Raw genomic sequence first — 23,581 nt, forward strand, 5'->3', positions numbered from 1 at the left:
TTTCGTTTCTACAAAAAGATTGATTTTATCCCAAGACCGGATAAATACCCGGACCAATTCTCGAGATTTTATCCATTTACTAACTGGAACCTGAAAGAAAAACAAAAAAATGATCTTCGTCATTCTTGTCGCCATTGGAATCATTCTGATTGTTGCGTTTGGATCCTTTTTGATCCAGACCAAGAAAGACGCTTTTGAAAAGGCTCTGGCCCTCGCCGCGATGGGTAACTTCGTGGACGCCCGAGTTATCATTCGGGATATTTTGGACAATTCTCCCTCGAACGTTCGGGCGCATTACGTCATCGCTAAAATCTACGCGATGGAAGGTGATACGACCAACGAGGCCCGTCACCTCGAAAAAATCAAAAAAATCGGCGCTTATGAAAAGGGTATCAACGAGGTTGCGGTTTCCAATCGGATCGCGGATATTTATTATCAACAGGATTTATTCGAAGAAGCGCTATTTCATTATTTAGATACCGTCACGATCGATCCCGAAAATGCGGAAGCCAACGTAAGAATCGGTTTTATGGCCCTCGGTCAAAAAGAATTCGCGATTGCGGATCGTTTTTTAGGAAAGATCTCGAACGAAAAAATCAAAACGGCTTCCATCTTTATCGGTAAGGGAGTTGTCTCCGCGGTTCTTCGTAAAGGAAATCCGGTGGAATTCTTTGCAAAGGCTTACGAGTTGGATCCCGCTTCTCCGGTCGGCGGGTTTTTATATGCGCTTAGTTTGACTCGGGATTCTAAATACGACGAAGCGATCAAGGTTGCGAACTCGGTCGCGGATCTCATCGAAGACGATTATGTTCGTTATACGATCTTTCAATTTTTGATGTGTTGTTTTATTCTCCAGAGAAATTTAAACGAAGGTCTCAAACATGCGAGACTTTGTATGGAGATGGCGAGAAACAGCGGTTGGAAACAGGAGATGATAGATTCCGACGTTTACTTTTCTTTGTTGGCGGTCAAACTCGGAAAACTGGAAGAGGCGAGCGAGTATCTCATCGAAGCCGAGTCGGAAAGAATCGACGACGTAAGAATTTTGGAACTTGCGAATTACAAGTTTCAACTTGAGACGAAACGAATCGATGCAACTAAGGCGGGTCAGAGTGGATTCTCCTTGGACGATGAGATCGGCAGAATCTTCGGCGAACTTTTTCCTGTGGAACGTTTTTACGAACTCTCCGGTTTAAAATCTTCCAAGTCTTTTCATATCAAGGGAATCTTGGACGATCAGGGGAATAAACTTCTCGCGGACGTTTCAAAAATCGGCGTCGGGGTTTTGGATCACTATCGTCAACTCAAAGGTGTTGAATTTAAGAATCTTTGCGTTCGAATCGTGATGGCTTTGAATTATACCGTGAGTCGGGAAGTTCCCAACAAAGAAGGGGACGGTCTCAATCTTACGGGCTTATACAAAACCGATAAAGAAACTCGTTCTCTTTTTAAATTCCGCAAATGGAAGGACGCGAAAATTTCGGATATCTTTCTTCGGGATACGATCGGTCAGTTGAAGGAACTCGGCGTCGATAAGGCTTTTATCGTGGGTGACGCGGAGTTTACCGAAGGCGCCAAGCGTTTTCTTACGGATAATTCTTCCTTGCTCAATGTGATTTACGGTAAGGATTTGGAAGAACTTTTGAAAAAAGCGCTTCGTTTGGAAGCAAAGGGCGCGTAAAGGCGCATAACGTTCCTTTGGCGCGTTAGTTCGTCGTGCTTTTTGTTAGGCTGTGTTGTTTGTGTTCGTCGGGTTTTTAGTCCGGATACCAATCTCTGTAATCTAATGTGTAGAATAGGGTATCAGGTTCGCATTGGAGCCTGCGGATTACTCTGTTGTTCGTTAAGTCGAGGTGGAGGATATAGTTGTAATTTCGGTGGAACGTGGGAACTCCCGCGTTCAAAGTATAAAAGATAGAATCTCCAACCCCTGCCAATTCCAAACACAACAAATAATTGAAAAGAAAACAACGCGACACACCATGAGCCTGAGCCAACGCACCGAACATTGTCCAACTCCCGGGACTCAAACGAACGTTGATTCGTTTCATTTTGGATTTTCCCGGGCTCGGCTGATAAAGGGTTCGTCCCGCATTCTTCCCTAAACGTTTTTGAGCCGAGAGAAATTTCCCATAAGTCCTTAACATCTGAGGAATTTTCTTCGGAAGTTTGCGAATCTCATCTTCCGAAAAACGAAACAACATATCTTCCGAAAGCAACAATGTCACAGTTTCCATACAATCTTTTTGAAGAGTGGAACGAATCTCTTGATCCGCGTCGAGTAGTAGATATCCCATACCGAATTCGGTTCTCGAAACGAGTATCGAAAGCGTATAATCTCCACCCAACTCCACAAAAAAAGAATACAAAACGTGAAAAAAACGATTCACTTCACATTCCCTTTCATTCAAAGAATGGAAAACAGATCCGAATAAAAACAAAACTTGATTCGACTTTACGATCGATTCTCAGAGACTGGACCCGGGTCCGGATTTCTTATGCGCGAAAAGATGACATATTTTTTGGATCGGCTTTGCCCGACTCAGAACCTTGCGCGGACCCATGCACAACGTCCTGCAAAGGGATCGTTATACCTCGTACTAAAAAAAACACAACTTTCGATCGGCGCCTTCCTACTGTTTTCATTCTCCCTAATCATTTCGTTTTCTTGTAAGACGATTTGGACGACGACAGAATCGGACCGGAACGCCGCGTCCGCAGAACAGGAACTTTTTCTTTCCAGAACGGATCTGAAAAGCCCGGAAATTGGGGCCGGAAAGGTCTTTCTCGCGGGTCATACCGGCGACCACAGCAAGGACACGCCCGAAATTCTCCAGTTGATGAAAACCCTCGTAGAAGAAACCGTCGCCAAGGATTTTTCCAAACTTCCGGACCGAGTGTCTCCGAAGGACGGATTACTTTTGGATTTGAAAGGAATCTGGACCCGAGAAGAAATCAAAAAGGAACTCTCCAAAAAAGGAAATTATTTCGAGACTTATTTTTTCGACCGAGAACTTTTAAAAAAACAAAAGAATTCCGAGAACGTAAGAACGGTTCGGGATTTGTTTTTGCTGTCGGGTGGGATTGAGATAGAGTTTTATTACGAAAGTATGACCGAATGCGAATTAAAACTTAGATTTAAAGATAACATAGAACTGGAGAAGGAACTTCTCAATCCATACTTTAAGAAAGTGCAGGGAAAATGGTATCTTCACAGAATGTTTTAATGAATCCTCCGAGATCGATCAGAACTTTTTTGATTCTCGGTTTTTTAGGACTTATATCCTTTTTGATGTTCCCAATTTACGCGGAAGTCATACCTCTCGAACCGAGTCTTGTTTCGGAAGAGGATAAGAAAAAAAACGGTTCCTTGCCCGACGAAAAAAAATCCCAAGACTCCAAGGAAGAACAAAGTCAAGCGCCAAGCGCGACTAACGCAACGCCGGTTTCGGTTTCTTTTTCGGGAAAGATCATAGACTGGGACGTGGAGAGGCTGACCGACTACGCCGTTTCGAACAACCCGTTGTATCTCGCCGAAAAACAAAACATGGGAATCGAAAGAGGAAGGGTCATCACCGCTTCCCTTTATAGAAACCCGATCGTGCAGTATCAACAACAGTTTATCGGGATGCCGGGCGGAGGATCTTCCGGGCCTCAGATTCTCGGGGCAAACGGATCTCAAGGAGGCGCGACTGAGATCGCACCCGCGCTGTACCAAGACGTGGACGTATACGGAGTCGTATCACTTCGCTCCAAGGTCGCAAAAAAATCCTTCGAAGCCGTTCTCGGAGAATTCGACAACTTCGACAGATTGTTTCGTCTTAGGCTTCGCCAAAACTACTGGGCTTATTTATTTCTTACTAATTTAGTAGATTATAATAAAGAATTTTACGAAAATTACAGCGACCTTCTCGAACTCACGAAGTTTCGAGTGGAAAAAGGCGACATCTCCCCTCTCGAATACGAAAGACTCGAGTTGGAAAGAATTCAGGTCGAAAAATTCTACCGTGACGCGCTTGTCCGCAGACAACTCGTCGAAAAAGAACTCAGAATTCTATCCGGAATCCGGGAAGCCGAAGGAATCTTTGCGTTTAAATCGGAGATGAAATTCAAATCCCTCGAAGACCTCGGCCTCAGACTCAAGGATTCTTCGATCACATCGGTGAATCGCCCCGACATCGCCGCACTCGAAGAACGAGTCAAAGAAAAGAAACTCAACATCGATCTGCAAAGAAGAGAAGCCCTCGGTTATCTTCAGGTCGGTGGAGAATGGAGAATCAAAGGCAACGAACACTACGCCGGTGTTTTTGCGACGATCCCACTTCCTTTGAACGACAGAGGGCAAGGGAAAGTTCTTTCCGCCAAGGAAGAACATAAGAAATTCGAACTCGCTCTCGAAGCCAAAAAAAGGGAAGTCAACGAAGAGATCGAAGCTTCCAAAAAAGAACTTCTTGCGAGAGAGGATCTTCTTTCCAAATACGAAAGAATCAATTTATTACAAAAAAACAAACAGTTGGAACAAAAGTCCAGGATTGCCTATGTCCGGGGCGCTTCCGATCAGGTAACCTTTCTACAGGCCGAAAAGAATTATCTTACGGTTCTCAGGGATTACTACGAAGTATTGTATCTCTACTACAACGCGGTCGAGATCTACAAAGCGGCGGTCGGAAGGAAAACAGAGAGGGATTAAAAAAACGTCCCCGGAGATTCGTATGATCAATTTCTTAAATAGATACAAAACCACTCTCGTCCTCCTCGCGATCGTAAGCGCGGGATACTTCGGCTACAAAAAATTCTTCTCCAAAAAAACCGAGGAAAAGAAACAAGTCGTAGTCAACAAAAACAGATTCAACGTTTCCGAAGAGATATTAAAACGACATCCTTTGACGTTAGTCGCTCTTAAAGAAGTTTCTTCTGTCGACGAGGTTGCGCTTCCCGGGCGGGTTTCCTACGATCCGGAAAGTATGGCGAGAGCCGGTTCCACCGTGGAAGCGAGAATCAAAAAGGTTCTCGTTAGAGAAGGGGATCGCGTGAGCCAGGGTTCTCCGCTTGCGATTCTTTCTTCCGTGATGCTCGGGGAGGTCGAAGCTTCTTACGTAAAAGCGAGAGCGAGTCTCGAAGCCTTAAAGCTGCAAGCGGATCGTGCGAAAGAACTCTTCGATATGAAGGTGACTTCCGCGAAAGACTACGAATTCGCAAATATGCAATACAAAACCGCGAAGACCGAAGTGGAAACAACTCGGATCAAACTCGAAAACTACGGACTCACACCCGGAGAAATCTCCGGTATCGAAAGAGGGGTTTACGTTTCTTCCAATCTCGTTTTAAGAAGTCCGATCAACGGAGAAGTCACCGAAAGAAAAGCAATCCAAGGACAACAGGTTACAAGAAACGAGGATCTATTCACCATCGCCAATCTTACCAATCTGATGGTCCTTCTTGAAGTTTACGAAAAAGATTTCGGAACGATCTCGGAAGGAGCGGAGGCTCATATCTATCCGCTCGGCGACGAAAAATCTCCCGGAATACGAGGAGAGGTTGCGTATGTGGGAACGGTTTTGGACAATATCAAACGAACCGCCAAACTTCGGATCATGGTTTCCAACCGTAACGGAAGATTGAAACCGGGTCAGTCCGTAACCGCAAAGGTAAAAGGAAAGGTGGTGAACACGGGAGCCGAACCGAGAAGGACCGTTCCTTTGGAAGCCGTTCATGAAATCGAAGGCAAGTCCATCGTGTTTATTCAAAATGAGGATGGAAGTTTTGAAGCGACCGAAGTGATCACGGGAGATACGGTCGGAGACGAAGTTGTAATCAAGGCCGGATTGAAAGAAGGGGTTCAGATCGTTTCGAGAGGATCTTTTATTCTCAAGAGCGAATACTTGAAGCTCTAAGAATTTTGCGTGCGCCCGAACGCCTGCGCTTCGCGCAGGCGGACTACACAATCCCCCGACAAGTTTTACTATTTTTGTGTTGACTTAGCATTTATTCACTACTAAGTTGTTTAGTATGAAAGACCTGACAGACAAGCAACAGGCTGTTCTTACGTTCATCACTGCAATCATCAAAGAACGAGGATTCCCGCCAACGATTCGAGAAATCGGAGACGAATTCGGAATCACCGCAAAAGGCGCTTACGATCATCTCAAAGCGATCGAAAAAAAGGGTTATCTCAAGACCGCTAAAAATCAATCCAGAGCGATCGAACTCATTCGTCAAAGTCCGATGGAATCTCTTCCGGTGCAGGCAACGAGTATTCCGGTCATCGGTCAAGTTGCCGCCGGTCTTCCGATCTTTGCGGAAGAAAACATCGAGTCTTACATTCCCGTTCCCGACGAGATGGCGAAAGGAAACGTTCCTATGTATGCTCTTCGTGTGCAGGGAGATTCCATGATCGAAGCGGGAATCAACGACGGAGACATCGCGATTATCGAAAAAAGAGACATCGCGCGCAACGGAGAAATCGTAGTCGCATTGATCGACGACGAGGCCACGTTAAAAGTATATTATAAAGAACAGGATCAGATTCGTCTCGAAGCGAGAAATCCGAAATACAAACCGATCAAGACCAAGAAAGCGGTCGTGATGGGAAAGTTGATCGGCCTATATCGAATTTACTGATTGACAGAGAGGGAAACTCGACTGAAACTTCGGACAGAGTGTTTCAACGAAATTTTTTCCTCTTTATCATTCTCCTTTTCGTTCTTCAATGTAGCCCGCCCAAAAAAGAAATCGCTGACGGTGATTTAAAGCGGGTCTTGGAAAGAATCAGCATCGCAAGAATCAACGCCAACCTCAAAGCGACTTCCGGCAAATCCGCGCCGGGAGATCTTACGTTTTTTCTCGAAGCGTGTTCAGTCTACAGATTAGATCCCGATAGTGTACTGAGTCGTTTGAAACAAACAAGTCCCGCACTACACGAGGCATTGATCAAAGAATATGAAAAATAAAGAAAGAATGGTCTGGATCGGAGTTGTCTCCTTTCTCAGCTTCGCACTCATTCTCCCCACCGGAACGGTAAAAGGAATTTCCAAATCCGGAGAATCCTATCTCCAAATCTTTCACGAAGTATTGTCCTACATTCATTCCGATTACGTGGAATCCGTGGACGAAGAAAAACTCTACGCGGGCGCGATTCGAGGATTGATCTCTTCCTTGGGAGATCCTCATTCCCGGTTTATGGACAAGGACGATTTTTCCCAACTCCAAGAAGAAACCCGAGGAAGTTTCGGCGGACTGGGAATGGAAGTTTCCTTTGCGGACGGAGCCATCATCGTCATATCTCCGATCGAAGACACACCCGCGATGAAAGCGGGAATTCTCCCACAAGATAGAATCATAGAAATCGACGGAAAGAACACACACGATCTCGCTCTTTCCGATTCCATCAAATTGATGAGAGGAAAGGTCGGAACATCGGTTTCGATCAAACTCGAACGCAAAAATCAAAAGGAACCGATTCAATTGACTCTGGTTCGTGAAATGATCAAGATCCGATATGTGCGTTCTTCCTTTATGGAAAAGGAAAAACTCGGATACATCAAACTCAATCAGTTCATGGGAAAGGACAGCACACTTTCCGAATTTAAAAAGGAACTGAATTCTCTCAAAGAAAAAGGCGCCGAAGGTTTGATCGTGGATCTTAGGATGAATCCCGGCGGACTTCTGGATCTCGCCATCGCACTTTCCGACTTATTCTTAAAACCGGATTTGGACATCGTGTCCGTGCGCGGAAGAGGAGGAGAACTCGTTCGAGTTTTCAAGTCCACCGCCGCGAACGATAAGTTCACCAATCTGCCCTTGGTAGTTCTCATCAACGAAGGTTCTGCGAGCGCGTCCGAAATTTTTGCGGGTGCGATGCAGGATCACGGAAGAGGAAAAATTCTCGGGACGGTTTCGTTCGGAAAAGGTTCCGTTCAGAATATCTATTCTCTATCGCATAACACCGGTATTGCGCTTACGATTCAGAAGTATTATACTCCGAGCGGGAAGTCGATTCACGGAAAGGGAATTCAACCCGATGTGATCGTAAAATCTGTGGAGCCTACCGAAGACGATCGATTCTACATCCGCAAGATGGCGGAAAAGAAAATGCTCGAAGGCTTTCTTGCAAAGAATCCGAATTATACGGAAGCGAACTTCTCTCTTTTCGAAAAGTATCTCGCTGAAAAAGGAATCAAACTTTCCACAGACGTCGCGCGATTTTTATACAAAAGTAGAGCCCGTCCCGAAGGTCAGAGTGCGATTCCGGATTTGGAACTCGATCCTCAACTTCGGAAAGCGATCGAAATTCTCAGCCCTTCCAAAGAGGGAGAAAAGAAATCATAAATCCATGATCGGAATGGGAATCGAAACCAGTTGCGACGAGACCTCGATCGGGATCGTCCGTGACGGGAAAGAATTACTCAGTCTAAGAATCTTCAGTCAGATCGATCTTCACAAACCGTACGGTGGAATCGTCCCCGAGATCGCGTCCCGTGCGCATTTGGAAAAGATCAATCTCCTACTCGAAGAAGCGATGGAAGAAGCCAAGATCGGGTTCGAGGATCTTTCTTACGTGGCTGTGACTTCTTCACCGGGGCTTACCGGGTCCCTGATGGTCGGGGCTCAGATGGCCCGTTGCATTCACATGGTTTACGGCACGCCGATTTTACCGGTTTGTCATCTTCAATCGCACTTCGCCGTGTTACACCTGGAAGGAGTTCCCACAGAATTCCCGGTTCTCGGTTTATTGCTTTCCGGGGGAAATTCCGCCATTTACACTCTCCAAGAATTTGGTAGAATGGAACTTGTCGGAGATACAATGGACGACGCTTTGGGAGAAGCCTTCGATAAGGTCGCGGGCCTTTTGAATCTACCGTATCCGGGCGGTCCCTACATAGAAGCGAAAGCGAACGCGTATGTTCCGACGCCGGACGAAAAGCCGATTCTACCGCCCCTCTTGAGAAATCTTCCTCAGGATCAGGTTTCGTTTTCGTTCAGCGGGCTCAAAACCGCGGTGATGGTTTTGATGGAAAAACAAAAAGAAATTTCCCAGGAAAGAATCTGCTGGAACTTTCAAAATTCGGCCTTCGATCTTGTGGAAAGGAATCTCAAACGGGCAGTGGCGAAAACGGGGATTAAACGGATCTTTGCGGCGGGCGGGGTTCTGGCGAATTCCACCCTTCAGAAACGATTGCAGGCCTGGGCGGAAAAGAATTCCGTGGAACTTTTCACTCCGAAGAAAAAAATTTATTGTACCGATAACGGTGCGATGGTAGCGTCTCTGGGATACTATTTGTTTCGGAAAGGCTACAAAAGAGATATCGATTTTACGGTCAGTCCATCCAGACAGGAGATCTTTTCATGAAACTCAAACTCAGTTGGGTTCCTAACACGCTTACACTCGGAAATCTCACGATGGGATTCAGCGCTATGCTCGTCGCATCGGAAGCAGGTTCCAGAGGCGGGAGCGAATTACAAGCGTATACACTTGCAGGATTCTTTATATTGTTGGCGGCTCTTTGTGATGGACTCGACGGAATGGCCGCGAGAGCGCTCAATGCGACCTCGGAACTCGGGGCCGATCTGGACAGTCTCGCGGATTTGACCGCGTTCGGAATCGCTCCGGGATATTTGATGTATCAGATGGTTCTCTGCGAATACAAGATCGACGTTTTCGGAAAAGAAGATATGTTTCCGATCGGAATGCTCGTCGCCGCAATCTTCCCGATCTGCGCCGCGTATCGACTCGCGAGATTCAACGTCGCTCACGATCCGAAGTCGTTCACGGGATTGCCTTCTCCGGTAGCGGGCGTAACCGTGGGATTTTTTCCGATCTTTTTAAACGTGAACTCCGCTCCGCATTGGCTTACGATCACTGGATTCGTTTTGATCGCGGTTCTTATGGTTTCCAACATACGTTATTCGAAACCGCAAGCGGCGATCCGTTCCAAACTCAGTCCTACGAGATTGTTTCTTCTCGTGGCGGGAATTACGATCTTACTCGCTCTGATCGGACTCAATCGTTGGCCTTGGTTGATCTACGGATTGATCTTTTTCTACATCTTCTCCGGAATTATGACCTTTCTCATTCATTTGATCCAGGAGTTCCGGGTAAAACTGGATTGATCCAAAAGAATTTTAGAATATTCTAAAATTCTCAAAAAGGGAACTGAATCTGGAGATTGATCCAGATCCCGTCGGTTTTGTGCTCCTTTCTCCGGGAATGGCTGACCGACAAAGCGACGTAAGGCGAAAGTAAACGCAAACGAAACGAGGAAGAACGATCGGTAAAGATCAAACTCGTTTCGTCCCTCGCCGTCCTCGCCTCAAAAAGAGAATCGGTTCGATTTCCTTCTTTTTGAAATAAGAACGCTCCTTCCAAATTCCAAACCTCGTTCAAACGAAACGACCATTTTCCTTCGGTAATCGCGTCTCCGTTGATTCTCCATTCTTGCCCGGCTTCAATCGTGAAACGTTTTTGATGAAGACCGTAGTAAAGCCCGCGACCCAGGGTCTCGTTTGTGTAATTTCGAAGAGAAAAAAGAATTCCTCCGATGATCGGATCGTAAACGATCGGAGCCTTGCCCGCGACGATTTCCCAACGTTTCAAAGGAGTGGGAGAATTTTCTGAATTTAGAATATTCGAAATATCGTATGGATCCGCCGCCGCGTTCCGCGGCGGCTCCTGACGATTCCAAGCTCGAATCCATTCGATTGAAAAAACGGAATGCGAAGTGATCGCAAAACGTGCAAGTTCTGCCTTTCCCTTGAACTCATTTCGATTCGGATCGAGCGCAAACAGATCCCCGCTCTTCCCACGATAACCAGTGATTCTAAACTCGGAATCCAATCTTTCCGAAACCAGAGAAGAATAAAACGTTCCGTCGAATTCCTTCTTTTCTCCGAGGGTTTGGATTCTGGAAACGATCTTCGGGCCGGGAAGACGAAAGTTCTCGGATTGAAAGTTTAAAGAAACGTAATGTTTTTTAGATTCGGGCGAAACCGCGAGTTCGAACAACTTCCAAGGAGATAAAAGATAAAATCCAGGTCTGCGTTTCGCTTCCTGTTCGGAATAATACGTTCCTAGGGACCAATCTCCGTGTTTGAAACCGAAAAATCCCGCCTTATGGGTTGCCTGATCGATTTCAGGAAGGGCCGTATAAAAATCGTTGTCCCTCAAAAAGTAAAAGTTCTCCAAAGGACGGAAACGATTACCAAAACTCGCTCTGAAAAAACGATGATCGATTTTTGCGGATAACAAAGGCGTTCCGTTTCTGGTTTCGATAAAACCGCTTCCACAAAACCGGTTCGGGGCCACGGGAATTGTATTCGTTGTGATCGGCAAAAAATTTCCATCCGCTGAACGGATTTGTCGCGGCTTATCGCAGTTCGAAGTTTTAAAAAACCAATTCTCCTTGGCCGTGTGAGAATATCTGGATTCGTAGGTTTCCATCGTAAAACCAATTCGAGATTCGACTGCAGACAAAGACATTTCCGGAGCTGAAACCAAATACAGAACAAAAACTGCATATACGACAAACGCGCGCCAATATACAAACGCAACGAACCCGCGTGTTACGATGAACCTCATCGTACACTCTTTGAAAAACGAGAAGAATTTCGAACCCGTTTGCGATCCGGATCGGCTCCGCGTTTTCGTAGATCCGGATTCTTCTTTCTCAAAAGAAAAAGAATTTTAGATCGATTCTTTTCATCGAGGGAGTTTATAAAAACCGAATATTCTTCCCTGGAACGGGAACTTTCTTGGGAGATCTTCAAGGCGGAAGAAAGAGGAAACCCGGCCGACAACAATTCCTGAACGGAAAGAAAAACGACCGCATAACGTGCGATCGGCGAAAACGCGGAAGTATCTTTTCGGAAATTAGAACCGGATCTTTGCGAACGATAACTTTGGGAATCGTCTTGGTCGGACGATCCGTTCTTACGTTCTTCTCCAAGTCGCGCCGGTTCTTGCGCGTGCTCCGGTTCGCGCTCAACAAAACCGAACTTCCAGCTCAAAGAAGAATTTTCATTCTGAAAATTCTCCATTGGACCTGTCCGCGCTTGATCCGCAGAACCCACCAAGTCCGTTTGATTTCCGAAAAACGAAGAGAAAAAATTCTCCAGAGAACAACCGATTCCCAACGTGAACCGATCTTCGGTGCGAGCGTCGCTCCAAGTTCTCGAAACTCCCAAAAACAAACGAAGCTCGTCGTTTAACGGAGAATAAAACCACGCGGAAACATTTTTGAAGTCAGAGCCGGTCTTACCGAAGAGTTGAATCGATTGTCGTTTTGGAATTTCGAGATGGATTCCGAACACAACGAGGTCCTTTTCGCTTTTTTCCCAACCCGCAAACACGGAAGGAGAGGGAGAATTCTCCCCCGCAAAAAAAGAATACTGAAGCCCCGCATAACTTTGATGAAGAACCGAATGTTCTCGCGGTAAACCGCGATGGTTCTCGTATAAAAACGAGGTTTTCCAAAGATGATTCTTACTCGGATTCCAAATCGGAAACTCGAACCAAGCTCCGAACGAAGGTGGAAATTTCTTTCGGCTTTGTCCCAGACTTCCGAACGCGAAACCGGAGTTTCTCTGGATCAAAAAAAAGGAAGAATCTAAACTCGATTCAAAAACGGATGATTTTTCCGCGACGTTCTGTGCGGCTAACGGCGCATAGACGATGAAACATAGAAAAACGAATGGATAGAATTTTGTTTTTCCCACTCTTGGAGCGGTTTGAAAACCGATTCATGCGGAAGAAAGAATGGAAAAAATTGAAATTCTTTCGAAAAAAAAATCCAAATGCAAACGTTTTGTCCGGGGGAAAAGTTAAGATATCTTTCAGAAACGGAAGGAAACCGAGGATTTCAAAACTCAAAAAGGCTTTTCATTCTAAAATCGACGATTTTCGAAAAAAAGAAGCGTTTTGAGTTGACATTTACTACTATTTTGATTAGTATATACATATCCGTTTAGTGGATTATCCTGTGGTTTTATCTGTTTATGTCGTCTAATTTATTAAGAATGGAGAGAAGACTATGATCATTCGATCTCTGCAAGAATCAGCAAATTACCAGAGAAAACGTGGTGGTCTCGCCGGAGCAGGTCCGAACTGGAAAGAACGGACTCGTGCCGGAGAGTCGAATCTAAAATCCTTCGCGGATTATCTGGAAGAAGCGTTTGAAGGGGAAGTAGTTCAAAAAGGAACCTGGTTTGCAGATTCACTTTCTGAGCTCAGTAAAAACAACCTGAAGCGGATTTGAAATCTAGCGGAAAACTCTCTGAAAGGTTGAGTCCTTTTCCCGATCCTAGAACGCGAATCGCGTATGAAGCCGAGTCCCTGGAAGATTGGGAAATCTTGGCGGTACTTTTAGGAAAAGGGAATCGGGCTCAACCGATCGAGGAACTGAGTCGCTCGATCTTGTATCAGAGCAAAGGGCTCGGCGGTCTTCTGCAAAAACAGATTACCGATCTTCGCAAAATTTCAGGCATCGGAAATGCCAAAGCGGCTACCTTACTTGCGGCTATCGAGTTCGCAAGACGTCTCAAATGGGAGGCGTTGAAAGGAAAACGTTATTCCACTCATCAACTTCTCAATTTTCTCGCGACCAGTTTGATTCCTAAAAACCGAGAATGTTTTGTTCTCATTACTCTTTCTCCCGAAGGGGCGGTGCTCCGCGCCGAGATCGTTGCCATCGGAAGTTTGGAGGAAGTGGGGGTTCAAACCAGGGATCTTTTAAAGATCATTCTCAACGACGCGGCTTCCGCGGTCATCATCGCACACAATCATCCCGAATCCGCTTCGAAACCGAGCGAAGAAGACCTATTTATCTACGAAAATTTCGGAGGACTTCTGGATGCGATCGGCTTGGAGCTGTTAGACCAATGGATTTTTGGAATTGACGGGATCTATTCCTGTAAAGAAGGTAAGGTTCTTCAGGCCCGAACGAAGTGTTGAAAAGTTTACCGATTCTCTGGATTTTAGTGAGGCGAGATTACGCCTTACAATTCGCAGGAAGTTCTCTCGGTATCTCTTGGATGCTCGTTCAAAATCTAAGCATCATTCTCATTTATACGATCGTCTTTTTATTTCTCAATTTAAAAGGAAATCCCGAATCCACTTCGGATTTTATAGGCTACGCGTTCAGCGGGCTTTTGTTCTGGGTTCCTCTTCAGGAATACATGATCCGAGGAACTTCGATTCTCACCGAAAACCGTCAACTGATCAAAAGATCCCCTTTGGGTCCGGAGATTTTTCTTTGGATTCCGTTCGTTCAGATGTTCGTTCACTTCGCGGTCACCGCGGTTCCGGTCCTGATCGTTTTGAGCGTTTTAGGAAAATTGAATGTGGTTTTGTTTCCGCTTTCGATTTTTGTAATGTTCGGGGTCGGTTATCTTTTGTCTTTTGTGGAAGGTTATTTGGCGCGGGCGAACGTAATTCTGCGGGACATCACACCTCTGATCCGTCTGATCTCCCAATTCTTCTTTTGGTCCCTGCCGATTTTGTATTTATCCTCCGGTTTTTTACATTCGATCAACGTTTGGAATCCGTTGAATTTTCCTCTCGAGTTGTTTCGTTTCGTTTTGTTAAACGACTTCGTTCCCGTGTTTCATTGGAAAGAATTTCTTCCCTGGGCCGTTTTTTTCCCTTTGATCGGAATTTTAAGCCGATCCAAATTTCATTCCGTCATCTTGGATCATCTTTGAATCTCAAAGTAGAAAATCTAAACAAGGTTTATACCGGATTCAGCGGACCGGGGCAAAGGATTCTGAACGTTCTTACTCTCGGCTTTTTGGGAAACGACGTACGATACGACGCGCTGAAGAATATAAACTTCGAGGTTTCTCCGGGTGAAATCGTGGGTTTGATCGGGAGAAACGGAGCGGGCAAGTCCACACTCTTAAAGGTTCTTACCGGTGTTTCGTCTTACGCGTCCGGAAAAATTCTCAAAACGGGAACGTTACGATCGATCCTCGAACTCGGAGTCGGATTCAATCCCGAACTTTCGGGACAGGAGAATCTTTACTACAACGGTCTTGTCTGGGGACTCAGTCCGAAAGAAATCGCAGAGTCGATGGACGAGATTTTCGAATTCTCCGGTTTAAAAGAATTTAAGAATATTCCAATCAAACAATATTCTTCCGGGATGGTGATGCGTCTCGGATTCGCGCTCGCTACGTTTTCAAGACCGGACATTCTCATCGTGGACGAGGCGCTCGCCGTGGGCGATGCGAGTTTTCAACAAAAATGTCTACAACGTTTCCGTTCTTTTCAAGAACAAGGAACCATGACATTAATCGTAAGTCACGATCTCGAACTTTTAAAATCGGTTTGTTCCCGCGTTTTGATTTTGGAAAAAGGAAAACTGGTTTTCGACGGAGATCCGGTCGAAGGTTTTCGGGAATATATGCAGATCATCGCGGACGCGGGAACGGAACAAGAATCGGTTCTTCCGTTTCAAAACGATTCTCCTTTGGAAAACGTTTCCGTCGGTTTAAAATATAAGGGCCAGACGAATCCGAAAATTCTCCCCGTGAGCGCCGAGGTGGAAATCCAAGTCCGGGTGAAATTCAAAAAAGAAATTCCGGATCTCACCGTGGGATTTCACATAGACGACGCGCGCGGGATTCGAGCGTTCGGAACGAACACGTATCATCTCGGGAATTCCCTCAAAAATATCCGTGCGGGCGAATCGGTCTGTGCCGAGTTCCGACTTCCACTCAACTTTTCGGCGGGTAAGTATTCTCTGGGGATCGCCCTACACGAAGGCGACAATCACGTCGGAAACAGTTATCTTTGGAAGGACGGAATTCTTTCCTTCGAGCTGGAACGTCTGGATCTGCCGAAATTCGAAGGCGCGGCCTGGCTTCCGGTCCAAAGCAGTCTCAAAAAAGACATCTAACCCCCATTTATTTTTCTTTCTCGGTCGGGAAAGAACGGAATTCTGGTTCTCAATATGAAAGTTTGTGTGATTGGAAGCGGGTATGTAGGTCTTGTCGCGGGCGCTTGTTTCGCGGAATACGGAAATCAAGTGATTTGCGTCGATAAAGACGAAACGAAAATCGCAAATCTTAAAAAAGGAATCATTCCTATCTACGAACCGGGTCTTTCCGAACTCGTCCTTACCAATTGGAAGGAAAAGAGACTCGAGTTTACCACTTCTCTCAAAGAGGGTGTGGAAAAATCGGAAATCATTTTTATCGCTGTGGGAACTCCCACTTTACCGGACGGTTCTTCCGATCTTTCGGCTGTTTTCGCGGTCGCGAAAGAAATCGGTAAGTCCGTAAACGGATACAAGGTGATCGTGGACAAGTCCACGGTTCCGGTCGGAACTGCGGCCCAGGTCAAGGCGATCATTTCCAACGAAACCAAACTCGAATTCGACGTCGTTTCCAACCCCGAATTCTTGAAAGAAGGCGCGGCCATCGACGACTTTATGCGTCCCGAAAGAGTTGTCATCGGAGCGGAAACTCAAAAAGCCGGAGACTTGATCGCTCAACTCTATGCTCCGTTTGTTCTCAACGGAAATCCTATCTTAAGAATGGGAGTCGTGTCGGCGGAACTTACGAAATACGCGTGTAACGCGTTTCTCGCTACAAAGATCTCTTTTGCGAACGAGATCGCAAATCTTTGCGAAGTCGTCGGAGGAAATTACGAAGACGTCCGCAAAGGAATGGGAACCGATTCCAGAATCGGAAGACAGTTTTTATACGCGGGAATCGGTTACGGCGGTTCTTGTTTTCCGAAAGACGTTCGCGCTTTGATCAAAACATCCGAAGACGAGGGCGCTCCTTTACAGATCATCCGCAAAGTGGAAGAGGTCAACGAGGCGCAAAAGATCAGACTCTATGAGAAAATCGTAAAGTTCTATGGAGAATCGAACCTAAGCGGCAAAACATTCGCGGTCTGGGGACTTTCCTTTAAACCCGGAACGGACGATATGAGAGAGGCTCCTTCGATTCCGTTGATTCTAAAATTACATGATAAAAACGTAAAGTTGCAGGTTTACGATCCGGTTTCCAAGGAGACTTCCGGCGTTTACTTCGAAGGAAAAGTGGATTACGCTCCCGACGCTTATTCTGCATTGAAAGGCGCGGACGCTTTGCTTCTTTTAACCGAATGGAGAGAGTTTAGAGAACCCGATTTCGCAAAGATCAAGGGCCTTTTAAAAAGTTCGGTGATCTTCGACGGAAGAAATCAGTATTCTCCGGAGTTGATGAAGAAGGAAGGATTTCAATACTTCTCGATCGGTAAACCGAACGTTTAAAATCGGCGGTTTTGTCGACTCGATACGCGAACGTTTTAAATACTCGATTTATTTTCGTAGCGGGAACGGCGACGTTCCCCGCATCCCTTTGATTCCGTTTTCGAAAAATTCTCCATAAGAATAACCGAATATACTCGATTCTTCATGTTCAAAAGGGGAGAATGCGATCGAGTTTCCGAGGGACATTCCCAGGGAATACATCAACGTTGCAGTGGCGACGCCTCCGGTTCTCAGGTCTATGTTTACCGATCCGGTTGTCGCGGAGCTTTGAAAATAATACACTTTTCCTTTTCCGACCTGCGAAAGTCCGCTGGCAATCGGGTCCATAGCCGCAACGAGGATATCCGATAAACCGTCCCCGTTGACATCCTGCATGTTCGCGAACGAACCGAAACCCAAACCAGCACCCGCGCCCGTAATGGTGGAATCTGCGCTTCCACCCGTGCTTAAATTGACGCTCTGAATCCCGGAACTTCCGGAACTTTGAAACAGATAAACGTTTCCGTAATTGTTCGTTGCTTGATTCGCTGTGACCAGAAGATCCGCGAATCCGTCCCCGTTCGTATCACCCGAAGTAACAAAGTTTCCGAAAGAACAATTGTTTCCTCCGTTGCACGTGGAAGTCAAAGGACCGATGAACGTTGCGTTCGGAGTCGAAGAAAAAGGCGCGGTGGAGCCGCAGTTGGAAAGATATACGAACGCCGCTCCCTGATTTCCGTTGTAGCTCGAAGCGCCCACTCCGAGATCCGCGCAGGAATCTCCGTTGAAGTCGGCTAACGTTATGGCGCTACCGAAGCTACAGGTTCCGGAACAGGTCGGCGTCGGAGCGAGAAGATACTGAGATGTTACGGGTAACGTGGTTCCGTTGGAGATATAAACGTAGACCCTTCCTTGACTGGAGCTGTAAGACGGAGCGCCCACGGCCATGTCCGTATAACCGTCTTTGTTGATATCTCCGAAAGCGGTGAATCCGTAGTTATCCGGCGTCGCGATTGAAAAAGTGATATCTGCGATTCCACCCGTGCTCAAATCCTTGGATGAAACTCCGTTGTTTCCGGCGCTGTAAAAAGTATAACCCTTGCAGTTGTTCCAAGGTGAGGTGAGAATCGCGTCGTCGTAACCGTCTCCGTTTACATCCGCGCCGTTGACAAAAGAACCGAGACGGTCTCCGCCGTTCTGACCTTTTAGAAACGTACTATAATTTCCTCCCGAAGCCAAGTTCTGATTCGCGATTCCGGTCTGACCGGCACTGTGAAAGATAAACGCGTGTCCGATGGTGGAAAAAGAAGGAGCCGCCTGACTTCCCACGAGCATATCTGCGTAACCGTCTCCGTTAAAATCTCCGACCCCGACTCGATCTCCGAAAAAGGAACTTCCGACCAATCCGTCCGTAATGATCGTATCGGGTGAAGTCGAAGGTATACCCGTATCGGCATGTGTTAAAAATACGAGAGAATAACCTTGCACGGAATTGCCCGGAGAAACAGAAAGAATCACATCGGGATAACCGTCTCCGTTGGTGTCACGGTTGACTCCCTTCACGACTTCGATTACCTTCTCCGCAAAAACTTGTCCGAGTGCGTTGTAGATTCTTACGGAAATCTTATGTTTGCTTCCCAAGGCCCAATGAGTTCCCGTAACGGCTTGTGCGGGCAACGCGTATCTCCAAGTGGAATTGACCACGGCCACGGCGGTCGGAGGACCGTCATCGATGGAAACGGAAACGTTATCGTAACCGAAAGCAGTCTTACCGACTAAGAAGCCGGATTGAATCGCGGATTTATCCACGACATTTGAAATCGAAATCGCGTTCTGAGAATTGAAGTTTAAGATCGAAAGCCCTTGAAAAAAAACGTTCAAAGAATGATCGGGACAAAGATGATTGTGCCCCCCGCTCAAACATTCGATCGGAGGTTGATAGAACGGGTTGGACCAACAGTGCACGAAAAAACAAACGCATGAGGAAATTAGAATACGTTTTAGAAACAGGAATTTGTATTCGGATTTCGATAAAGCCTCGGGTTTCATGGTCGATCGCTCTAACGACCATCTGAGGCCGAAAAACGGAATTTAGCCAAGGAAAAATCCTAGCTGAATCAAAAAATTATTTTCAAGAGGAAAGATCGACTTCGCATTAAACGGAAGCGCAAAATGCGCGTTATACTCGATCGCTGGTTCGAGGGATCAGGTCCAATCGGAGAATGCGGATTCCGGATTCGGACCCGAGTAATTCCAATGTCCCATCTTTCTGCCGTTGCGGACTTCGGTTTTACCGTATAAATGAAGATGAAAATAAGGATTTTCTAATGCTGAATTCCAAAGATCGGAGCCGGGTTTGTAATCTTCTCCCAGGATATTCTTCATCGTAACGGAAGTCGACGGAATCGAATCGGGGGAAGGAATATTACAAAGTGTTCTCAATTGAAGTTCAAACTGAGAAAGTGTTCCGCAGTCCTGGCTGAAATGTCCCGAGTTATGAGGTCTTGGTGCGAATTCGTTACAAAGAATTTCCTCGCCTTTGATGAAGAATTCCACTCCGAAAACTCCGATGTAACCGATCGTTTCCGCGAGTTTTTTCGCAGAGTCCACAAGTCTCGTTTCCACTTCCTTTGAAAAGTTACCCGGATGAAAGGTAAGATCCAGGATATGATTCTTATGAACGTTTTCGGAAGGTCTGAAATTTAGAATCTTACCGTCCTCGAACCTCGCTAAAATTACGGAAGCCTCCGAGTGAAACGGAAAGAATTCTTCCACGATATGATTGAGTTCCTTTAGATCGGAAAGCGCCGAAGAAAGTTCTTCTTTCGTTTTACATTTAACTTGGCCCTTGCCGTCGTAACCCATCGTATTCGTTTTTAAAATACACGGGAAATTTGTTTTGGAAAGAACGGAAATTTTATCCTCTTCCGTAAAAACCGGATGAAAATTTACGGTCGGAATTCCGGCCTTTCGAAAAGAATTTTTTTCCTTCCATCGATTCTGTGCGATTCGGATACAATCGGGGGAGGGGTGAACTCTAAGCCCGTTTTCTTTCGAGAATTTTTCGATCGTAGAAAGTGCAATTTCCGGAATATTCTCAAATTCGAATGTAAGAGCGTCTATATTCTTTAAAAATTCTATGAGAGCGGTTTCGTCCTCGTAAGCGGCGACGTATTCTTTGGCTCCTGCTCCGGCCGCCGGAGAATTCTTTTCCGGAGAATAAACGGAAATATCGTAACCGAAAGGAAGCGCTTCGAGGCAGAACATTCTCGCCAATTGTCCTGCTCCCATAACTCCGAGTTTGGAACCGGGAGGAAGAGTGGTTTTCGATTTCAAAGAAGATCCTTGTTTTTGGAAAGTGCGTCTTCTCGAATTTTATCCCTGTATCGTTCCAGCTTTTCGGAAAGTTCCGCGTCTTGCAGGGAAAGAATTCGAATCGCAAGAAGACCCGCGTTCTTAGCACCCGCGGTTCCGATCGCAAGAGTTCCCACAGGAACTCCGCCGGGCATTTGAACGATGGAAAGAAGGCTGTCCATGCCGCTTAACGCTTTGCTCTGAACGGGGACGCCTAACACGGGAAGTGTGGTCATCGACGCGACCATACCCGGAAGATGCGCGGCTCCGCCGGCCCCCGCGATGATGACCGAGTAACCGGCCTTCTTCGCTGTTTTAGAAAATTCTAACATAAGCTCGGGGGATCTATGCGCGGAAACGATTTCCTTGTGAACGGAAACACCGAATTCTTTTAGAACGGTTTCGGCTTCCTTCATCGTTTCCCAGTCCGAATGACTGCCCATTATGATTGCAACTTTCGCGCTCAAGTCCTTTCTCCTGTTGAAGATGTTTCTTTCGATCCGAACGTTTGCAAGTACTAAACCTGAAGAGAATCCACGAAGCGTTCCAATTGAATTCCTCTCGAAGCCTTCGCCAAAACGACCGAACCTTCGGGAACCGAATTCAAAAACGATTGAACGAGTTGTTTCAATCCGTCTTCCGTGTTCTCGAAGTGTTCCGAAAATTTGGGAGAGGATGTTCGCTTAACAAATTCCTCGCCGATCCAACGAGAATCGGTTCCGAAAGTGAAAAGTCCTTTTAGATTTTGAAAACCGGCGCAGTGTTTTCCGAGTTTTTTATGGAATTCGGAAGAATGTTTTCCGAGTTCTTTCATATCGCCGAGAACCGCGTAAAATTCCTTACCGTCCGCGAGTTGATCCGCGACTTCCAAAGAGGAAAGCATGGATTCGTAGTTCGCGTTATACGTATCGTTGATTACGGAGAATTTTCCTCGTTGCAGATCCAGTCTTTTGTTTCCGGATTTAAAGGAAGAGATTCCGTCTCGGATCCAATCTTTAGGAGTTCCGATCGTTTCCAAACAAGCGACTGCGACGGCTAAGTTTCCGAGAAGTTTATCGCCGGGTAAGTTCCATTCGATTTCTTCGTCTTTGTATTTTAAGGAAAATCCGGACGGGTTTTTGCGGAGAATGGAAAACGTCTGCTCCGGTTTTACCAAAACAAACTTGCTTCCGTATTTGCGGGTTTTCTTTTTTAGTATTTTAGAATATTCACCTATACTTGGATAGAAGAGAATTCCTCCCTTGGAAAGACCCTCGGCGACCTCCGCTTTCGCTTTCGCGATGTTTTTTTGGCTTCCCAAAAATTCTATATGAGCCGTTCCGATCGTTGTGATGATCGCGTAGTCCGGTTTTGCGATTTCGGTAAGTCTTGAAATTTCCCCTTTGTGATTCATTCCGAGTTCGCAGACCGCGATTTTGGTTTGATCCGAAATTCGAAAGAGCGTAAACGGAAGCCCGATCTCGTTGTTGTAATTCTTTTCCGTAACGACCAACGCGTCTTCGTCAAGATTTTTGAGGCAGTTGCCGAGAAGTTCCTTCGTAGTCGTTTTTCCGCTCGAACCCGTGACGGCGATCACGATCGGGTTGAATCTGGATCTGTGAAATGCGGCGAGCTTACCAAGAGCGACTAACGTATCTTTGACGGGAATCGCTTTTTTACATTGTTCGTCGTCGAGTTCCTTGAGAATCGGATGATTCTCCTCGACTAAAAAATAAGAGGCTCCTCTGGAAAGAGCATCCTGGATGAATTCATGCCCGTCCCGATTCCCGCGAAGTGGGACGAACAAGGAACCGGCCTCCGCTTCGGTCGAAGCGGTCGTTATGTTTGTGATCGAGGTTTCTTTCTGAAACCAGGTTGTCGACTCGGAACCCAACGCTTTGCGGATCGTTTCCGGGTCGTAGGAGAAGGTTGCCTTCATGAATCCAAGTTGTAGGGAGAGAATGTTTTGAAAATTCTAAAATTTGTCCTCCCGTGTTCGTCATAGGGCGAGTAAAGCAACCGGTAAAGAGGATCGAAAGAATTCTTCCTTGCGGGAATTAGTAAAAAAATTATTTCTAACTTGTTCCGAGTCTCGCTCGAATCCAATTTTGATTGATTTATTCGAAATTGTGAGCCAGTTTATGGTATGGGAAAAAAGAGCCTTGTTCTGTCTCGATTCGGAAGTGCGCTGATTCTTCTCATACTCTTTACGATCGATTGCTCTCGGTATGGGGCCGATTGTTCAACATCCGATTGGATCTGTTCGGGCGCCGGGCTTGCTCTTGTCGGACGCAATGGTGTCGTGAATCCGACTCAGCCGGTTTCCGGCGCAAGAGTTTGGTTTCGCTCCGATCGAACGTCAACGGATGGAACTTCTCTTTTTCTACAAGATCTTGCAGGCACGGGTTATAGCGGGGCAGGTAACGCGACGTTGGTCGAAGATACGTTCAATCATTTTCCCGCGATTCACTTTGGAGGAAGTTCGACTTCTTCCTCGATGGGAACCGCGCCGTTTCCCTTGGGTGCGTTTACGCTCTACTTTGTTTTTAAAGCGGGAGGTCCTGCGGGAACTCATATCATTTACGAGTTGGGACCGGATGCTTCGGCGGGAAACGGGATTTACTTATCGGACAGCAATACGGGAACGATTCGCGCCACGCGTGCGGCTTCATCAGAAAAAGCTTATACTCCGGATTGGGCCAAGACCGGTTCGACCCTTATAAGCGTTCATTCTTTTGACGGAACCAATGCGGGTCATCTTCTCTTTTTAAACGGAACTCAAGTTTCCTTTGTTTCGAATGTGTTTGTCGGAGATCCGGGCACGACGAACGCGAGCTTATCCCTTTTTATAGGCAGTCGTGGCGGAGTCGGTTTTTTTGCAACGATGGATGTCGCAGAAGTTTTAATATATCCAACGGCTCATACCACATCCGAACAAAACACGGTTCAATGTTATTTAGGCACGCGTTACGGGGTCGGAGTTTCCGGTTGTTGAGTTGAATCTTTGTATATTA

The 23,581-nt window shown here is 46.2% G+C and carries 22 protein-coding genes; 15 read left to right on the forward strand and 7 right to left on the reverse strand.

Annotation, left to right across the window (positions count from 1 at the left end; all coding sequences use genetic code 11):
• The first annotated feature begins 109 nt into the window (after window positions 1-109).
• On the forward strand, window positions 110-1,681 hold the full coding sequence (locus CH367_RS03630; RefSeq protein ID WP_100761100.1) for a tetratricopeptide repeat protein: 1,572 nt from the start codon (window positions 110-112) through the stop codon (window positions 1,679-1,681).
• A gap of 76 nt (window positions 1,682-1,757) precedes the next feature.
• On the opposite strand, the gene CH367_RS03635 is transcribed toward CH367_RS03630, so the two are convergent.
• Window positions 1,758-2,297: a DUF1564 domain-containing protein gene (locus CH367_RS03635; protein ID WP_100761346.1), complete on the reverse strand. Its 540-nt coding sequence runs from the start codon at window positions 2,295-2,297 to the stop codon at window positions 1,758-1,760.
• A 381-nt stretch (window positions 2,298-2,678) separates the two neighbouring features.
• Here CH367_RS03635 and CH367_RS03640 point away from each other — a divergent pair, with 381 nt between their 5' ends.
• From CH367_RS03640 to pssA, 8 genes are all read left to right on the forward strand, one after another.
• Window positions 2,679-3,227 carry a hypothetical protein gene (locus tag CH367_RS03640; protein ID WP_244284476.1) on the forward strand — a complete coding sequence of 183 codons (549 nt, stop codon included), beginning with the start codon at window positions 2,679-2,681 and terminating at the stop codon, window positions 3,225-3,227.
• Window positions 3,203-4,690: a TolC family protein gene (locus CH367_RS03645; protein WP_100761101.1), complete on the forward strand. Its 1,488-nt coding sequence runs from the start codon at window positions 3,203-3,205 to the stop codon at window positions 4,688-4,690. The genes CH367_RS03640 and CH367_RS03645 overlap by 25 nt, the downstream gene beginning before the upstream one ends.
• A gap of 22 nt (window positions 4,691-4,712) precedes the next feature.
• Entirely contained in the window at window positions 4,713-5,894 is a 1,182-nt protein-coding gene (locus CH367_RS03650) for an efflux RND transporter periplasmic adaptor subunit (RefSeq protein ID WP_100761102.1), read from the forward strand.
• Between the two features lie 115 nt (window positions 5,895-6,009).
• The gene (gene lexA / locus CH367_RS03655; protein WP_100761103.1) at window positions 6,010-6,621 is read left to right on the forward strand and encodes a transcriptional repressor LexA; all 612 of its coding nucleotides are present in this window, start codon (window positions 6,010-6,012) and stop codon (window positions 6,619-6,621) included.
• Between the two features lie 38 nt (window positions 6,622-6,659).
• Window positions 6,660-6,950 (forward strand): LA_1448 family UV-C exposure upregulated protein, encoded by a 291-nt coding sequence (locus CH367_RS03660; RefSeq protein WP_100761104.1) that lies wholly within the window; start codon window positions 6,660-6,662, stop codon window positions 6,948-6,950.
• A complete protein-coding gene (locus CH367_RS03665) occupies window positions 6,940-8,328 on the forward strand; it encodes a S41 family peptidase (RefSeq protein WP_100761105.1) in 1,389 nt (462 codons plus the stop codon). Before CH367_RS03660 ends, CH367_RS03665 begins: the two co-directional genes overlap by 11 nt.
• A gap of 4 nt (window positions 8,329-8,332) precedes the next feature.
• Window positions 8,333-9,349: a tRNA (adenosine(37)-N6)-threonylcarbamoyltransferase complex transferase subunit TsaD gene (tsaD, locus tag CH367_RS03670; protein ID WP_100761106.1), complete on the forward strand. Its 1,017-nt coding sequence runs from the start codon at window positions 8,333-8,335 to the stop codon at window positions 9,347-9,349.
• Window positions 9,346-10,110, forward strand: coding sequence for a CDP-diacylglycerol--serine O-phosphatidyltransferase (gene pssA, locus CH367_RS03675; RefSeq protein ID WP_010573982.1), 765 nt, complete (start codon window positions 9,346-9,348; stop codon window positions 10,108-10,110). Before tsaD ends, pssA begins: the two co-directional genes overlap by 4 nt.
• 31 nt (window positions 10,111-10,141) lie before the next feature.
• Here pssA and CH367_RS03680 read toward each other — a convergent pair whose 3' ends face one another.
• Both CH367_RS03680 and CH367_RS03685 read right to left on the reverse strand, forming a co-directional pair.
• Window positions 10,142-11,575 (reverse strand): hypothetical protein, encoded by a 1,434-nt coding sequence (locus CH367_RS03680; RefSeq protein WP_425268783.1) that lies wholly within the window; start codon window positions 11,573-11,575, stop codon window positions 10,142-10,144.
• Window positions 11,572-12,711 (reverse strand): hypothetical protein, encoded by a 1,140-nt coding sequence (locus tag CH367_RS03685; RefSeq protein ID WP_244284455.1) that lies wholly within the window; start codon window positions 12,709-12,711, stop codon window positions 11,572-11,574. Before CH367_RS03685 ends, CH367_RS03680 begins: the two co-directional genes overlap by 4 nt.
• Window positions 12,712-13,025: 314 nt before the next feature.
• Between CH367_RS03685 and CH367_RS03695 the strand changes: the two genes are divergently transcribed.
• The 5 genes from CH367_RS03695 to CH367_RS03715 are packed head-to-tail and all read left to right on the forward strand — an operon-like array spanning window position 13,026 to window position 17,255.
• On the forward strand, window positions 13,026-13,250 hold the full coding sequence (locus CH367_RS03695; RefSeq protein ID WP_010573985.1) for an LIC12298 family protein: 225 nt from the start codon (window positions 13,026-13,028) through the stop codon (window positions 13,248-13,250).
• Window positions 13,247-13,945 carry a JAB domain-containing protein gene (locus CH367_RS03700; RefSeq protein WP_100761108.1) on the forward strand — a complete coding sequence of 233 codons (699 nt, stop codon included), beginning with the start codon at window positions 13,247-13,249 and terminating at the stop codon, window positions 13,943-13,945. Before CH367_RS03695 ends, CH367_RS03700 begins: the two co-directional genes overlap by 4 nt.
• Window positions 13,939-14,694 carry an ABC transporter permease gene (locus CH367_RS03705; RefSeq protein WP_100761109.1) on the forward strand — a complete coding sequence of 252 codons (756 nt, stop codon included), beginning with the start codon at window positions 13,939-13,941 and terminating at the stop codon, window positions 14,692-14,694. Before CH367_RS03700 ends, CH367_RS03705 begins: the two co-directional genes overlap by 7 nt.
• Window positions 14,691-15,890, forward strand: coding sequence for an ABC transporter ATP-binding protein (locus tag CH367_RS03710; protein ID WP_100761110.1), 1,200 nt, complete (start codon window positions 14,691-14,693; stop codon window positions 15,888-15,890). Before CH367_RS03705 ends, CH367_RS03710 begins: the two co-directional genes overlap by 4 nt.
• A 54-nt stretch (window positions 15,891-15,944) precedes the next feature.
• Window positions 15,945-17,255, forward strand: coding sequence for a UDP-glucose dehydrogenase family protein (locus CH367_RS03715; RefSeq protein ID WP_100761111.1), 1,311 nt, complete (start codon window positions 15,945-15,947; stop codon window positions 17,253-17,255).
• 48 nt (window positions 17,256-17,303) lie between these two features.
• On the opposite strand, the gene CH367_RS03720 is transcribed toward CH367_RS03715, so the two are convergent.
• From CH367_RS03720 to CH367_RS03735, 4 genes are all read right to left on the reverse strand, one after another.
• Window positions 17,304-19,154 carry an FG-GAP-like repeat-containing protein gene (locus CH367_RS03720; protein WP_244284456.1) on the reverse strand — a complete coding sequence of 617 codons (1,851 nt, stop codon included), beginning with the start codon at window positions 19,152-19,154 and terminating at the stop codon, window positions 17,304-17,306.
• 285 nt (window positions 19,155-19,439) lie between these two features.
• On the reverse strand, window positions 19,440-20,525 hold the full coding sequence (locus tag CH367_RS03725; RefSeq protein WP_100761349.1) for a 5-(carboxyamino)imidazole ribonucleotide synthase: 1,086 nt from the start codon (window positions 20,523-20,525) through the stop codon (window positions 19,440-19,442).
• 41 nt (window positions 20,526-20,566) lie between these two features.
• The gene (gene purE, locus CH367_RS03730; RefSeq protein WP_100761113.1) at window positions 20,567-21,055 is read right to left on the reverse strand and encodes a 5-(carboxyamino)imidazole ribonucleotide mutase; all 489 of its coding nucleotides are present in this window, start codon (window positions 21,053-21,055) and stop codon (window positions 20,567-20,569) included.
• A gap of 50 nt (window positions 21,056-21,105) precedes the next feature.
• Window positions 21,106-22,506 (reverse strand): UDP-N-acetylmuramoyl-tripeptide--D-alanyl-D-alanine ligase, encoded by a 1,401-nt coding sequence (locus CH367_RS03735; RefSeq protein WP_100761114.1) that lies wholly within the window; start codon window positions 22,504-22,506, stop codon window positions 21,106-21,108.
• Between the two features lie 207 nt (window positions 22,507-22,713).
• Between CH367_RS03735 and CH367_RS03740 the strand changes: the two genes are divergently transcribed.
• Window positions 22,714-23,562, forward strand: a complete 849-nt coding sequence (locus CH367_RS03740) for a LamG domain-containing protein (protein ID WP_100761115.1) — start codon at window positions 22,714-22,716, stop codon at window positions 23,560-23,562.
• The last annotated feature ends 19 nt before the right edge of the window (window positions 23,563-23,581 follow it).

It is taken from the genome of Leptospira barantonii (genome assembly GCF_002811925.1).
Classification (GTDB): Bacteria; Spirochaetota; Leptospiria; order Leptospirales; family Leptospiraceae; genus Leptospira; species Leptospira barantonii.